The organism is Proteus columbae, from assembly GCF_009914335.1.
In the GTDB taxonomy this organism is placed as follows: Bacteria; Pseudomonadota; Gammaproteobacteria; order Enterobacterales; family Enterobacteriaceae; genus Proteus.
Genome location: NZ_CP043925.1, coordinates 1,260,361 through 1,275,619 on the forward strand (window position 1 = coordinate 1,260,361; position 15,259 = coordinate 1,275,619).

General features: G+C 38.6%; 15 protein-coding genes. 8 read left to right on the forward strand and 7 right to left on the reverse strand.

The annotated features are described in order from the left end of the window. Positions 1-118 precede the first annotated feature (118 nt). From F1325_RS05810 to F1325_RS05825, 4 genes are all read left to right on the forward strand, one after another. On the forward strand, positions 119-421 hold the full coding sequence (locus F1325_RS05810; RefSeq protein ID WP_109373493.1) for a YbjC family protein: 303 nt from the start codon (positions 119-121) through the stop codon (positions 419-421). Between the two features lie 166 nt (positions 422-587). Next, positions 588-1,103 (forward strand): YbjN domain-containing protein, encoded by a 516-nt coding sequence (locus F1325_RS05815; protein ID WP_109373494.1) that lies wholly within the window; start codon positions 588-590, stop codon positions 1,101-1,103. Positions 1,104-1,133: 30 nt separating this feature from the next. Beyond that, positions 1,134-2,267: a 23S rRNA (uracil(747)-C(5))-methyltransferase RlmC gene (rlmC, locus tag F1325_RS05820; protein ID WP_109373495.1), complete on the forward strand. Its 1,134-nt coding sequence runs from the start codon at positions 1,134-1,136 to the stop codon at positions 2,265-2,267. A gap of 105 nt (positions 2,268-2,372) precedes the next feature. Beyond that, positions 2,373-3,572, forward strand: coding sequence for a multidrug effflux MFS transporter (locus F1325_RS05825; protein ID WP_160230109.1), 1,200 nt, complete (start codon positions 2,373-2,375; stop codon positions 3,570-3,572). A 119-nt stretch (positions 3,573-3,691) separates the two neighbouring features. Here F1325_RS05825 and artM read toward each other — a convergent pair whose 3' ends face one another. The 6 genes from artM to F1325_RS05855 form a co-directional block, all read right to left on the reverse strand. Then, positions 3,692-4,360 carry an arginine ABC transporter permease ArtM gene (artM, locus tag F1325_RS05830; protein WP_109373497.1) on the reverse strand — a complete coding sequence of 223 codons (669 nt, stop codon included), beginning with the start codon at positions 4,358-4,360 and terminating at the stop codon, positions 3,692-3,694. Continuing rightward, complete coding sequence (artQ, locus tag F1325_RS05835; RefSeq protein WP_109373498.1) at positions 4,360-5,064, reverse strand: arginine ABC transporter permease ArtQ; 705 nt, start codon at positions 5,062-5,064, stop codon at positions 4,360-4,362. Before artQ ends, artM begins: the two co-directional genes overlap by 1 nt. Positions 5,065-5,095: 31 nt before the next feature. Beyond that, complete coding sequence (gene artJ, locus F1325_RS05840; protein WP_023581291.1) at positions 5,096-5,830, reverse strand: arginine ABC transporter substrate-binding protein; 735 nt, start codon at positions 5,828-5,830, stop codon at positions 5,096-5,098. Between the two features lie 14 nt (positions 5,831-5,844). Then, positions 5,845-6,573 (reverse strand): arginine ABC transporter ATP-binding protein ArtP, encoded by a 729-nt coding sequence (gene artP, locus F1325_RS05845; protein WP_109373499.1) that lies wholly within the window; start codon positions 6,571-6,573, stop codon positions 5,845-5,847. A gap of 112 nt (positions 6,574-6,685) precedes the next feature. Beyond that, on the reverse strand, positions 6,686-8,143 hold the full coding sequence (locus F1325_RS05850; protein WP_109373500.1) for a DUF2867 domain-containing protein: 1,458 nt from the start codon (positions 8,141-8,143) through the stop codon (positions 6,686-6,688). Positions 8,144-8,195: 52 nt separating this feature from the next. Next, complete coding sequence (locus tag F1325_RS05855; RefSeq protein WP_109373501.1) at positions 8,196-9,098, reverse strand: lysine exporter LysO family protein; 903 nt, start codon at positions 9,096-9,098, stop codon at positions 8,196-8,198. Positions 9,099-9,441: 343 nt separating this feature from the next. Between F1325_RS05855 and F1325_RS05860 the strand changes: the two genes are divergently transcribed. The 3 genes from F1325_RS05860 (at position 9,442) to macB (ending at position 14,294) form a co-directional block, all read left to right on the forward strand. Next, entirely contained in the window at positions 9,442-11,118 is a 1,677-nt protein-coding gene (locus tag F1325_RS05860) for an ATP-dependent nuclease (RefSeq protein ID WP_109373502.1), read from the forward strand. A 120-nt stretch (positions 11,119-11,238) separates the two neighbouring features. Next, complete coding sequence (macA, locus tag F1325_RS05865; RefSeq protein ID WP_160230110.1) at positions 11,239-12,348, forward strand: macrolide transporter subunit MacA; 1,110 nt, start codon at positions 11,239-11,241, stop codon at positions 12,346-12,348. Next, positions 12,348-14,294, forward strand: a complete 1,947-nt coding sequence (macB, locus tag F1325_RS05870) for a macrolide ABC transporter ATP-binding protein/permease MacB (RefSeq protein ID WP_160230111.1) — start codon at positions 12,348-12,350, stop codon at positions 14,292-14,294. The genes macA and macB overlap by 1 nt, the downstream gene beginning before the upstream one ends. A gap of 137 nt (positions 14,295-14,431) precedes the next feature. Here the strand turns inward: macB and cspD are convergent, their stop codons facing one another. Further along, complete coding sequence (cspD, locus tag F1325_RS05875) at positions 14,432-14,641, reverse strand: cold shock domain-containing protein CspD (RefSeq protein ID WP_109373505.1); 210 nt, start codon at positions 14,639-14,641, stop codon at positions 14,432-14,434. Between the two features lie 288 nt (positions 14,642-14,929). Here cspD and clpS point away from each other — a divergent pair, with 288 nt between their 5' ends. Beyond that, the gene (gene clpS / locus F1325_RS05880; protein WP_109373506.1) at positions 14,930-15,244 is read left to right on the forward strand and encodes an ATP-dependent Clp protease adapter ClpS; all 315 of its coding nucleotides are present in this window, start codon (positions 14,930-14,932) and stop codon (positions 15,242-15,244) included. Positions 15,245-15,259 lie beyond the last annotated feature (15 nt).

The window sequence follows — 15,259 nt, forward strand, 5'->3', positions numbered from 1 at the left end:
GTTACTATGCCCTTTTATTAGGCTAAACAAAAACAGTTATTGCCTTTTAGTGTGATAAATTATACCAATTTGCCGAATAATGAGATAGGACTGCAACACAGCATTTAGCGGAGAAATGATGGAAAAGCCTTCAAGTCGAGATATGAAATCACTGTCAGATATGCCAAAACCCATTATCATCATTGAAATAATTGGGATTATTCTATTGGTGGTTGCTTATCTTTATATCAACCAATATATGACCTCTCCGCAGTGGCTAGGAACATATACAGGACAGTTAACGTTAGTTGTTTTAGGGGTTATCTGCATGATCCCGCCAGCTATCCATATTGTATGGCGTGCTATTTATCGATTAACTTTTTTAGGGATTGACCATAAATCCCTAAATAATAAAAAGAAAAAAGAGAATAACGAAGAATAGCTATCTGTTTTTCCTCAAAATATATTAGAAACTAAGAAAATCCAATGTGTAAATTGGCTTAATTTTCTTAGTTTTTCTATTTATTAGTGCCTTCAAGATAGAAAAAGTGGCAAAATAGCGCCAATGCCAAAAGGCACTCTTTTTTTTGCGCGTAAAGGTTATTTGAATGAACGCTGTTGTGACTACCGATCTGGATCAGCTAAAGTCTTGGCTTGATGAACTACAGATTGCTTATTATGAATGTGACTCTTGTCAGGCGTTACATTTACCGCATCTTCAATATATCAGTGGTATTTTTGATGCCAAAATTGATATTCTTGAGGATGTACTTGTATTTACCGCTATCGCTGAGCTAAAACCGTCAGCAATAGTGCCTTTAATGGCAAATCTAAGCCAAATTAATGCAAGCTCTTTATTTATTAAAACATTTCTAGAAATTAGTGATGAAAACTTACCAAAATTAGTTTTCTGCCAATCATTCCCGGTTGCTGCGGGTATCTCACTTAATCAATTTGACCTATTCTTACAAAAAGCAGAAGAGCAATCAGCTGAAGTCGTCAGCGAAATTTTTAATAACGGTTTCTTGTATGGCGAAAAACAAGAAAGTGAAAACGAAGAAGATGAGGAAGAAGATGTTGAGATAAATAGCGCATCAACTGACTCCTCCTATACTGTACATTAATATTAATCTCCATAACGGTCACAAAATCTTATGCAATGCGCACGATTTAGTGCGGGTGAATGTCATTCTTGTGAGTGGCTTTCTCTTGCTTATCCTGAACAAATCAAGAAAAAACAGCACAGCCTATTAGCATTACTTCCAGAAGATTATGCTTTTGATAAATTAGCGCCAGTTGAAAGCCAACAGGCGCAATTTCGTAATAAAGCAAAAATGGTCGTCAGCGGGAGTGTCGAAAGACCCGTCTTAGGCTTAAAAACTAAAGACGGTGTTGCTGTCGATTTATGCGAATGTCCACTGTACCCAGTTTCTTTTGCCTCCGTGTTTCCTGTTTTAAAAACATTTATTGCAAAAGCAGGATTAGTTCCTTACGACATCGAACGTCGCCGCGGTGAACTCAAGTTTATTTTATTAACTGAGAGTCGAAGTAATCGCACTATGATGTTGCGCTTTGTTTTGCGCTCAGAAAAAAAACTAGAACAACTTCGCAAAGCACTTCCTTGGTTACAAGCGCAATTGCCTCAATTAGCGGTTATTTCCGTGAATATTCAGCCTGTCCATATGGCTATTTTGGAAGGCGAGCAAGAAATTATTCTGACTGAAAAAACGTTCTTGGATGAATCATTTAACAAAATTCCATTGCATATTCGTCCAAGAGGCTTTTTTCAAACTAATCCAGAAGTTGCCTCATCACTTTATGCTACTGCTGGGCGTTGGGTAAGAGAATTAAATATCACGCATCTGTGGGATATGTTTTGTGGATCTGGGGGTTTTGGGTTGCATTGTGCGGATAAATCAACCCAATTAATAGGTATTGAAATTAGTCCAGAAGCTATTGAATGTGCGCGTTTATCAGCTCAGGAATTAGGGCTAGAACATGTCGAATTCCAAGCGTTAGATTCAACGGGCTATGCATTAGCAAAAGAGTCTGTACCTGAATTAGTACTTGTGAATCCACCAAGGAGAGGTATTGGTGAGGCATTGTGCGGTTATCTAAATAAAATGAAACCTCGCTTTATTCTTTACTCAAGTTGTAATGCTCAAACTATGGCAAAAGATATTCAGCAACTTTCTCACTATCAGATAGATAGAGTGCAATTGTTTGATATGTTTCCTCATACTTCTCACTATGAAGTGCTTACGTTATTGGTATTACAAGACAACTAAGATATTTATTACAAAATAGTGATTGAGTGTTAGTATAAATAAGCATTTAACGCTCGATGGATAACATCGGGCGTTTTCTTTTTTATTAGATAGGCATTCTATTTTATGCAGAACTTAAAAGCGTTGTTATTAGTGATGGTGTTATTGGGGCCTTTGGGGATCGATCTCTATTTACCGACGATACCTGCGATTGCTCAAGATTTAGGAAGTAGTGTCTCTCTTATTCAATCAACTATCGCTTTATTTATTTTTGTCCTAGGCGTAGGGCAACTTATATCAGGGCCTTTAGTGGATAAGTTTGGCCGTAAACCTATCGCTATCGCGGGGATATTTATCTATATTGTGGGTTCTGTTATTGCAACAATTTCGACAGACTCAACGCTTTTTATTATCTCACGATTATTACAAGCTTCAGCTGTGTGCTGTACTTCTGTTGTCGCTTTTACCTGTGTTCGTGACTGTTTTAATGGTAATGAAGCCGCCCGCGTTTTTGGTTTTTTAAATGGTACGTTAAATATTATCCCTGCATTGGCACCACTATTAGGTGGATTATTGGCAGAATATTGGGGATGGCGTGCTCCTTTCGGGTTCTTAATTTTCTATTCAGTGTTTGTGTTGATTTTGATCACCCGCTTTTTACCAGAAACAAAGCCTGAAAATACTGCTCAATCAAAACAAAAATTAGGTAAAACATACCTTGAGATTTTATGCAGTAAACGCTTTTTGACTTTTGCTTTAGTGAATGCGGGCACAATGGGGATGGCATTAACCTATGTGTCATTTGCCCCAATTGTATTGATGAAAGATGCAAAATTATCAGCATTGATTTTTTCTATTGTTTTTGGTGTAAATGGTTTTTGGATCATGTTTGTCAGTTTTTATGCGAACCGCGTTATTCACCGTGTCGGCAGACCTATTTGTTTGATCTTAGGGAGTGGATTAATGGGATTAGGCTGTGTGAGCTTATTAGGTGGCTTGTTGTTTATTCCTGCCGAAATGCAAAATCATTGGTTGATCTATATGCTTCCTGTAGCAAGTGCATGTGCTGGTCTTGCTTTTATTATGGGGCCCGCGACAAGTTATGCGCTTGAGCCTTATTCAAAAACGGCAGGCATTGCCTCTGCATTAGTGGGTTTTATTCAAATGGCAGGTGGTGCAGTCTTTGGTTTAACGGCATTGGCTTCACCAGTACAACCTAAATTAGCGTTAGCTATTGTGATGTTACTCGGTAGTTTATTAGCGTTGAATGCTTATCGAGTAAGCCACAAAGAAGCGTTAATGGAAAAACAGACTACACAAGAATAGAACAAGTATTTGTTGTTTATTCTGACATAAAAAAACACCCCAAAGTTGGTGTCCAACTTTTGGGGTGCAGTTCAGAATTGCTGGGGGGTTTTTATATCGACAGTTCGGCTTACGTGTTTTTAATTACGATGTTCAAACTCTAAGGCTTTTTTCTCAATTAATCTCATTAAAAGTGTCAGTATTCCGTTGATACACAGATAAATAATACCTGCGGCAACAAAAACCATCACATCATAACTTTGACCAAAGACTTGTCGGCTATAACCTGTTAACTCAAGTAAGGTGATAGTACTGGCAAGTGAGGTACTTTTGAATATTAAGACTACTTCGTTTGAATACGATGAAAGCGCACGCTTAAATGCGTAAGGTAATATCACTCTTGCTGTTTGTACTGGTGACATTCCTAGCGCTTGGCAAGATTGCCATTGCCCTGACGGAATAGCTCTTACAGCACCATAGAAAAGTAAGGTTGAATAAGCCGCACTATTTAATGCTAATGTGACCATTGCGCAAAACCATGGTGTTGATAATAACTCCCAAATAAACGGGAAGTTTTTCAACGCAGGAAATTGCCCAGGACCATAATAGATTAAGAAGAACTGCACCAATAATGGCGTACCAGTAAATAAGGTAATATAAGCTTTTACAATCGGGGTAATGATGGGAGTTTTTAATGCCAAGATAAAGGTCATTAATACCGATAAAGTAAATGCTACCAATAAAGCCACAAAAGTTAATGAAAGGCTTGTTGGTAATCCCGGTAAAATATCAACAATATAATCCCACATTATGAGGCACTCCGTTCAAATCGAGTCGTTCTCATTTCTAGCCATTTCAGGATATATTGACTGACTAATGTAATTGCTAAATAAATCAGAGCAACAATGCTATACCAAGTAAAAGGCTCTTGAGTTCTATTGGCGATACTTTGTGTTTGTAGCATTAAATCATTGACGCTGATTAATGAGACTAACGCGGTATCTTTCAAGAGTACTAACCACTGATTACCTAAACCCGGCAAAGCGTGACGCCACATTTGAGGCATGATAAAGCGGAAGAAAATAGTAATACGACCCATGCCTAATGCTTGGCCAGCTTCCCATTGTCCTGTTGGTACGGCTTTTAATGCGCCACGTAAAGTTTGTGAAGCATAAGAAGCATAAAGAAGTGAAAGGGCGATAACACCGCAATAGAAAGGTAAAGATTCAGTATCACCAAAATCAATTTGTAAGGTGAAAGCACCTAATTCAATACCATCCATTAGCATCATGACACCTTGCAAGGTGCCATAATAGACAAAAAGAACCACCAGCATTTCTGGTAGTCCTCTAATTAGTGTTACCCAGCATGTTCCTAAGAAAGCAAAGGCTTTCCATCTCGCGGATTCCCAAGCTGTAAACAGCATGGCAAGAACTAATCCGATGATAAGAGCAGAAATAGCAAGTGAGACCGTTGTGATGGCCGCACCTGCTAGAGTTGTTATTTCATTCATCTATTAAACTATTGTTGTTATTGAAATATCGTTATTCAAACCATTTTTTATAAATGACATCATAGGTGCCATCAGCTTTTACTTCAGCTAATGCTTTATTTAATTTATCTTGTAAATCAGCATTGCCTTTTCTTACTGCAATCGCAAGACCAGTACCAAAGTAGTTAGGATCTGCAACTTTATCACCCACAATACCTAATTCAGGATTTTTTTTCAGCCATTCATTAACAACAGCTGTGTCACCAAAGATAGCTTCGATACGACCATTTTTCAGATCTAATACTGCATTTTGGTAACTGTCATAAGGAACCGTTTTCATTTCTTTGTGTTGTTCATTGATGAATTTCTGATGGGTTGTCCCATTCTGCACACCAATTTGCTTGCCTTTTAGGCTTGCAACATCAGAGATTTTACCTGTTACTGTGATAAATACTGCTGAGTTATCATAGTAAGAATCAGTGAAATCAACTTGTTTTTGACGCTCTGGCGTAATATCAATGCCTGCCATTAATGCTTCAAAACGACGGAATTTCAGACTAGGAATTAAACTATCAAATGACTGATTGGTAAAGGTACAATCAGCATTAATTTTTGCACACATTGCATTCGCTAAATCAACGTCAAATCCCACAATTTGATTATTCGCATCAATCATTTCAAATGGAGGATACGTTGCTTCCGTTGCAAAACGAATTGTCTCTTTCTCAGCCGCAGTTGCAGAAAGTGTAATACTGGTCAGAAGTGCTGCAAATAATATTTTTTTCATTGTCTGATCCTGATTTAGTGTGACAAGTAATTAGCAAAAGCTTCCGTTTGTGGAGCAGTGAAACGATAGTTATCACCTTGCTCTATAATACGGCCGTTTTCCATATATACAACTTTGCTCGCGGCTTTGCGTGCGATTTCAACTTCGTGGGTCACAATCACTTGTGTAATACCTGTTTCAGAAAGCTCTTTAATTATATCAACAACTTGAGCGGTAATTTCAGGATCTAATGCTGCCGTTGGTTCATCAAATAAGAGAACTTGAGGCTCCATCATTAATGCTCTAGCAATAGCAACACGTTGTTGCTGTCCCCCTGATAAATGCAGTGGGAAGCGTTCTGCGTATTCACTTAAACGTAAACGTTCAAGTAATTTCATTGCTTTTTCTTTGGCCTGTGGTTTTGATAAACCTAATACACGGCAAGGTGCCTCAATTAAATTATCAAGAACCGTTAAATGTGGCCATAAATTGTATTGTTGAAATACCATGCCCACATTTTGGCGTAATGAACGAATTGCCTTTGCGTTGGGTTGTTGGCTAAAGTCAAAATGTAGACCCGCAATTTCTAATTCGCCTGAACGTGGCATTTCTAATAAATTAAGAACTCTCATTAGTGAGCTCTTACCTGCACCACTTGGTCCTAATAGAACCATTGTTTCACCAGCAGAGCATTCTAGATTAATATCATAGAGTGCTTGGTGCGAACCGTAGAAACAATTTATGTTTTTTAATTGAATACTCATGCGTTTTTTCTGAATAGTCATTAACTGGTTCAAATAATAAAACGGTAAGAATAATTATGCAACTAAAACTGCATAATAAAGTGGTTTTTTTACGTAAAAATGGGTAATTCGGCTATTTTTTTTCACTATTAGGTGAATTTTTATCCAGTTTGTAAGCGTTAGTACTTATTGTTTTAGCCATACCTTTGAAAATAAATAAGTGCGCAGGCATCATGGCAAACCAATAAAGTAATCCACTAAATCCTGCGGGATGCCACCAAGCACGAACATCTATTGAACGAAGATTACCACTGTCGTGGATCGTAAAAGAGAGTCTGCCTAAACCGGGTGCTTTCATTCCAAATAACAGTGTGAGCTGTTTTTCAGGTTCAAGTTTGATCACTCGCCAACCGTCAATCATATCGCCAAGCTCTAATGTTTCTCTTGATGGGCGCCCATAAGTGACTTTATTTCCAGCGATATCATCCATAATGGCGCGTGTTTTCCATAGCGCATTACCATAGAAATAGCCTTGTTCTCCGCCAATTTGTTGCACTGTATGCCAAAGGGATGCCGCGCTTGCAGGTGTGGATACTGTGCAGCCTGCATTTTTAGGGTAATAACCATAGCCGGGTTTCCAACGACTGCGGACAGCCGAAGAGTAACCCCAATCTTGGTTATCTAAAGCGGCTTCTTCATCAGCGAGTGTTTCTTTTACCGCATCATCAAATTTAATTAGAGATTGAGGAATAAGTTTACGTAATGGCTCATCGTTGGCAGGGAGATCATATTTAAGCCCTTGGATCAGTTCTTTGGCAATAGAGGTGGGCACAGACGTTATCATACTGATAAATCCTGCCGAAATTAAACTAGCTGGCATCGGAATGGGGATTAGCATCCGCTTTTTACCTGAAATTTTAATGAAGCGCTCAAAAAGGGTTTGATAGCTGATGTATTCAGGGCCACCAGCATCAAAAATTCGGTGCTGATGTGTGGGGTGATGAATAATTTCCGTTAAATAGTGAATTAAGTTTTTTAAGGCAATAGGGGAGGATTTTGAACGAACCCAGCGAGGTGGCGTAAGAATAGGAAGGTTATAAACCATATCACGCATAATTTCAAAGGCAGCAGAACCCGGCCCTACAATCATTGAGGTACGGATTTCTGTTACAGGGATAGTGCTGGTTCTTAAAACTTCACCTGTAAGTTTTCGTGCAATAAGATGAGGTGAATATTGCTGATCTTCATGTTGTAAGGCACTTAAAAAGATAATTTGTTGAACGTTTGAGCCTTCAAGTGCTTCAACAACATTTATGGCAGCTTTACGCTCTAGTTCAACTAGATTATGCGCATCTCCCATACTATGAACAAGATAATAGACAATATCGGTATCTTGCATCACCTTTTTAAGTGTTTCAGGATTGTGGAGATCGACAAAAATACAGCGTGTATTTTCCCAACCTTGAGACATCATCCAGTCAATTCTACGGGCACCTGCCGTGACTTGATGACCTTGTTTTATCAGAGCTGGAATAAGATTTTGACCAATATGTCCACTGGCACCAAGTACTAATACACGCTGTTGATTCATTGTTAATCCATTGTAAAAAGAGAACGTTATCGTTCTATTGTTACTGATTTTTCTATGAAGTAAAGAACGCCATCAAGATTGGTGTGATTAAACTTAACACGAATCCATGCACAATAGCTGCGGGAACGATGGCAACACCACCACTGCGTTGTAAAACAGGTAAGGTAAAGTCCATTGATGTTGAACCACAAATCCCTAATGCTGTATTTCTATAACGATTAACAATAATAGGAATAAGCATGATTGCCGCTAATTCTCGCATTAAGTCATTAAAGAAAGCGGTACTCCCGATAACGGGACCAAATGCATCTGTTAAGACAATGCCTGATAAAGAATACCAGCCATAACCAGATGCTATTGCTAACCCCATTTTCAAAGGTAATCCCAGAAAATAAGCGGCTAAAGCTCCACCTGCAAGGGCGCTAACGCCCATTACTACCGCTACTGTTGTGCCTCGACGGTTAATTAAAATTTGTTTTGGGCTCATTCCGCTATTACGCAATTGTAACCCTACTAACCAAAGTAAGAAGATAAGCGCGCCTTGGCTGGCATGAGAGGCGTAATGAAAAATTGACCAGCCAGTTAATCCCACAAAAAAACCCACAACGACAACACCGCATAGTTGCAGTGATTCGAGCACCATTTTGATGCGTGATGGAGGCTTGGATTGCTTATGAGCAGGCACATGCCAAGGATCTTTTTTATCGAGTAACCATAAGAACACTAAGTTTGCGCCAAAGGTACATAAAAAGAAAACACTGGCATAAGCAAGAATGGAGACTAAGTTTTCACCAATATTATCTAGCATGGCTAAACTAACGCCCATTAGAAATAGGATAACGTAAACCATCGCGCTAAGTAGGCGGTTTGCTAGATGAAGCAATGGGCGATTGTTTAACTTAATCAAATACCCTACAAAAAGTGGAAGTAGGATAATCAATAACCCTGACAGCATTTCTATTCCTTACTGAGTGTGCTCAAATTATAAAATAAACTAATAACGTGAATTGGATTATAACATTTACTTATGATGTTGTGGATACAGAAATTAAGATAAGTCTAAAATATTTATTAAGGGTAATGAGCCTACCACGTTTAGGTGTAAGAGGCTTTAATTGTTTGAAATGCGAACGATTTGGGTATATATCGAATAGTTGAGTAAATTTTATTACGGCGCGCTTTAACTGTGATATTAATGAAAACATCCATTAAGTGAAATTATTAGCTGATTAAGCATAAAATTAAGATAGAAAGCATAAAATAAAACCAGAGCTTAGTCATAACTTGCGAGGGAATTTATGTATTTAGAAAGAGTGGAAATAGTTGGATTCCGTGGACTTAATCGTCTCTCATTACCTCTTGATATGAATACAGTCTTAGTGGGTGAAAATGCGTGGGGTAAAAGCTCATTACTTGATGCATTAACACTCAGTTTAGGTATTGAAACCTATCAATATGCATTTACACCTGAAGATTTCCATCGTTTGCCGAATGAACCTGAAGAAAACGGCAAAAAAAGCCTACAAATTATTTTAACTTTTACCGAATCTCGCCCTGGACGTCATCGTTCTTATCGTTTCCATAAAATAGCGCCTGTATGGGTTGAAAATGGTGATGACCTTAAACATATTTATTACCGTATTAGTGCTGAATTAGATGAGCAAAAGAATGTAAAAACATTCCGCTATTTTCTTGATAAAGAAGGAAAGCAAATTCGCTTACCTAATGGACAAACTCAAGAAATCATTGCAGAGATCGTGAGGCTTTATCCTGTTCTTCGCTTACAAGATGCGCGTTTTGTTCGCGATCTTGCCTCTGACGTTATCGATTCTCACAACAGCCCTCATCGAGAAGCGTTTAATAATAAAATGAGTGAGTTAACCAAAGCGTTAGTCAAAAATCCTGACGAGTTGTCAGATGAGGATTTACGTGAAGGTCTTGATGCAATGCAACAACTGTTAGGGCACTATTTTGCAGATCACGGCTCGTTGCTGTTTAAATCTCGCTCTCGCCATAGCAAAGTCAACGAGCCTCATGTACGCGGCTGGCATGCGTTAGAAAATATCAATAAAGTGTTGGCAAAACCCAATCAGAGAAGTATTCGATTAATTATCTTGGGGATGTTTTCTTCTATTTTACAGTCTCGTGGTAGTGTTGCGCTGGATCCGTATGCAAGACCTATCGTGATTGTTGAAAACCCAGAAACGCGTTTACATCCTATTATGCTTTCGGTGGCTTGGGGATTACTCAACCTTTTCTCATTACAACGGATCACAACCACAAACTCAGGTGAACTGCTTTCACTAGCACCGTTGCAGAGCGTTTGCCGTTTAGTGCGTGATACCGATAAAGTTGCTGCTTACCGTGTTGGAGGTCAGCAACTACATTCTGATGAAGAGCGGCGTATCTCATTTCATATTCGTTATAACCGACCCTCTGCGTTATTTGCGCGTTGTTGGTTATTGGTAGAAGGTGAAACAGAGATTTGGTTAATGAACGAATTGGCAAGGCAATGTAATTATTTCTTTGAAGCGGAAGGAATAAAAGTCATTGAGTTTGCTCAATGTGGGCTTAAGCCATTATTAAAGTACGCAACTTATATGGGGATAGAATGGCATACCTTAGTGGATGGTGATGAAGCGGGTAAGAAATATGCCGCTACCGTTAAGGATTTTGCGTTAAAAAGCAATGATGCAGAGCGTGATAGATTAACGAAGCTTCCTGCGTTAGATATGGAACACTTTTTATACAAAGAAGGCTTTCGCAATGTATATCATGATGTCGCTGGTGTGCCAGATAATGAAAAATGGCCAACTCGACGCGTGATCATTAAAGCAATTCAACGTTCATCCAAGCCTGATCTCGCACTAATGGTGGCTAACAATGCGGCTCAACGTGGAGTAGATTCCATCCCTTCAATACTGAAAAGTATGTTTTCTCGTGTTGCATGGCTTGCCCGAGGCAAAGCGAATTAATTAAGTTCGCCAATGAGTGAATTATTGCGTATTTACTGATCTTAATATTGAGTTGTGGCATTAAGTTGCAACTCAATCTCACGGCTTTTATTTAGTCTTATTGTATTAGAAGGATATTTTATGGCTTTTTTATCTTTAAAAAAGCAAGGGAAAGTGATCACCCTTATTTTGATTATTGTGGCAATTGCGATGTATTTTTTCTGGCCGAAAGAAAACACACCTACCTATCAAACTCAAACAATTACACGCGGTGATCTGGCAAAAGAAGTGACCGCAACAGGTAAGCTTGATGCTGTGCGTAAAGTTGATGTAGGTGCGCAGGTTAGTGGTCAGCTACAAACTTTATATGTAAAAGAAGGGGATGTCGTTAAAAAAGGTGATTTATTGGCGATTATTGATCCTAAAAAAGCGCAAAATGACGTCATTGAATCTCAAGAAACAAACAATGAATTAAAAGCCAACCTTCAACAAGCACAGGCTGAATTGCGCTTGGCACAATTGACATATCACCGACAATTAAAGTTGATTGCTACCCATGTGATTGCACAAGAAGAGCTTGATCGCACTAAAACCGATGTTGAAGTGAAAAAAGCACGCATCATCACTTATGAAGCGCAAATTAAAAAGAACCAAGCGACCTTAGATACAGCAAAAACAAATCTGCAATATACGCGTATTACTGCACCTATGGATGGTGTTGTCACGTTTATTAAAACCCTTGAAGGTCAAACGGTGATTGCAGCGCAAGAAGCGCCGACTATTTTAACTTTAGCTGACTTAGACACAATGCTAGTAAAAGCAGAAGTATCAGAGGCAGATGTTATCTATTTAAAACCTGATCTCAGCGCCTCTTTTACCGTTCTAGGTGCGCCAGATAAAGCCTTTAGCGGTAAGTTAAAAGATATTTTACCCACACCTGAAAAAATTAATGATGCCATTTTTTACTATGCGCGTTTCGAAGTGCCTAATGACCAACACTTATTACGTTTACAAATGACGGCACAAGTTAAAATTCTTATTGAAAATAAGAAAGATGTGCTTCTCGTCCCGCTTTCTGTATTAGGTGATGATGCTGGAATTAATGAATATTATGTTGATGTATTGGTTAATGGTCAGCCAGAAAGGCGCACAGTAAAAATAGGAATGCGTACTGATGTTTATGCAGAAGTTCTCAGCGGATTGAAAGAAAACGATGAGGTTATTCTGGGTGAAACCTCAGGAGAAGCATAATGCCTGCATTATTAGAGCTCAATGAGGTTAGCCGTTTATATACTAATGGTGAAGAAGAGACCGTTGTTCTCAATAAAGTCTCATTAACGATTAATGCAGGAGAAATGGTGGCGATTATTGGCGCTTCTGGCTCCGGTAAATCGACTTTAATGAATATTTTAGGCTGCTTAGATAAACCAAGTAGCGGTGAATATAAAGTTGCAGGTCAAAGTGTTGCGAAAATGGAAGGAGATCAGCTTGCGGCATTACGCCGTGAGCATTTTGGTTTTATCTTCCAACGCTACCATTTAATATCGCATTTAAGTGCAGAACAGAATGTTGAAATTCCTGCAATTTATGCAGATAAAAATGCTTCTCAAAGAAAAGAAAGGGCTCGTGAATTATTAACGCGCTTAGGATTAGGTGATCGCGTTGATTATCGCCCTAATCAACTCTCTGGCGGTCAGCAACAACGTGTAAGTATCGCTAGAGCATTAATGAATGGTGGGGAAGTCATTCTTGCCGATGAGCCGACAGGAGCATTGGATAGCCATTCTGGTAAAGAGGTGATGTCTATTCTTAAGCAATTAAATGAACAAGGGCATACGGTTATTATCGTAACCCATGATCCTTTAATTGCGGCACAGGCTGAGCGAATTATAGAAATAAAAGATGGTAAGATTATTAATGATAATTACCATCAAATAACAGCAAATAAAGTTAAAAAAGAGACAACCGCTGTTTTAGCTTCTTCGTATTTAGGGCAAATATTTGGGCGTTTTACACAAGCACTAGATATGGCTTGGCGTGCAATGGTTGTGAATAAAGTACGCACTTTGCTAACGATGCTCGGCATTATTATTGGTATAGCCTCTGTCGTCACTATTATTGTGATTGGTGATGCAGCTAAAAGCATGGTGCTGGCAGATATAAAAGCTATTGGCTCTAATACTATTGATATCTATCCTGGGAAAGATTTCGGCAGTGATTCGCCTGAAGATAGGCAATCATTAACTATCCAAGATGTCTATGCACTTAAGCAACAATCCTACATACAAGCGGTGACACCACAGGTGCAATTTAGTACGCGATTACGTCGTGGAAATCAAGACTCACCTGCCACTGTTGCGGGTGTCAGTGATGATTATTTTTCTGTCTATGCCATGAAATTCGCTCAAGGACATTCATTTACACCTGATATGATCCAACGGCAAGCTCAAGTTGTAGTGATTGATCAAAATACATTACGCCGATTTTTTCCTACTAAAAAAGAGGTGATTGGTGAGCAAATTATTATCCGTAATATTCCCTCTACGATTATAGGGGTGGTTGCTGAACAAAAATCGAATTTTGGTGATAATAAGTCATTACGAGTATGGGTACCTTACAGCACATTAAATAGCCGAATTTTAAATCGGGCTTACCTTGATAACATCACAGTAAGGGCGAAAGAGGGCTATGATGCGAGTGTGGCAGAGCAGCAAATACTTCGCTTATTAACGATTAGACATGGTAAGAAAGATATTTTCACCTATAACATCGACAGCTTGTTGAAAGCTGCTGAAAAAACCACACAGACAATGCAACTGTTTCTGACATTAGTTGCTGTTATTTCGTTGGTGGTTGGCGGGATTGGTGTAATGAATATTATGTTGGTTTCCGTGACTGAAAGAACACGAGAAATAGGAATTAGAATGGCGGTTGGTGCCAGAGCGAGTGATGTGATGCAACAATTCCTGATCGAATCGGTTTTAGTTTGTTTAGTGGGTGGATTATTAGGCATTGGTCTTTCATTTGGCATCGCAATGGTTGCCAGTGTGATGTTGCCTGATTGGCATTTTGTTTTCCAACCTATTGCCTTAGTCAGTGCGTTTATCTGTTCAACTGCTATTGGAATTATTTTCGGATTTTTACCTGCAAGAAGTGCGGCAAAAATGAATCCAATAGATGCTCTCGCGAGAGAATAACGCAAGCCATAAGATAAAAGCCCTTAATATAAAGGGCTTTTATTTGAATGAATTAGGCATTCTTTTAAATTAAAAGTATCGAACTGCATTGTGTAAAAGGTATTTTTATTAGGTTTATCTATACTGTCAATTATCCTCTATTCAATAATAGGAATGATAAGGTCAGCATGATCACCTTTAGGTCCTTTTATCGTGCTATAATTAACTTTCTGTCCCGCTTTAAGTGTGCGGTAGCCTTCCATTCTAATTGTTGAATAGTGGGCAAAAATATCTTCTCCACCATTTGCTGGGGTAATAAAACCAAAACCCTTAGCATTATTGAACCACTTTACTGTACCTGTCTCCATACTTAGCTTCTCTCATATACTTGTATTTATTTGTTTAACATCACTTTCAGTATATTTACTGAGCTGTTCATAAAACATACTCTATTTTATTGTTTAAGTCGTCAAGAGGTGAAGGGGATAGAAAGTGTTTCAATGAGGCGAAATTTTGATGTAGCTAACGCTTTGTTATTTTTTGGATGTAAAAAGAGGGAATAAAAAAGCGTTGATAGGCAGACTTTCCTGTGAGATGGTAAACTAAATGTCATAATTGAAAGTGACGTTTAACAAAACTATGAGTAATGCAAAACAATGGGTCAGTTTGATTTTTTAACAGAAACCACGTTAAGGGATGATGTTCATCAGCTAAATGAGCCACCAGCAATGTATAAGGTGATCTTGAATAATGATGATTACACCCCCATGGATTTTGTTGTAGAAGTGCTTACGATGTATTTTTTCCTTAGCGAGGAAAAAGCAACGCAAATTATGTTGGACGTTCATCATAAAGGAAAAGGAGTTTGTGGGGTTTATAGTGCGGATATTGCCGAAACAAAAGTGGCTCAAGTTAATCTGTATGCGAGAGAAAACGAATACCCACTTTTGTGTACTCTTGAACAGGCATAATCCGGTTAGTCTTTT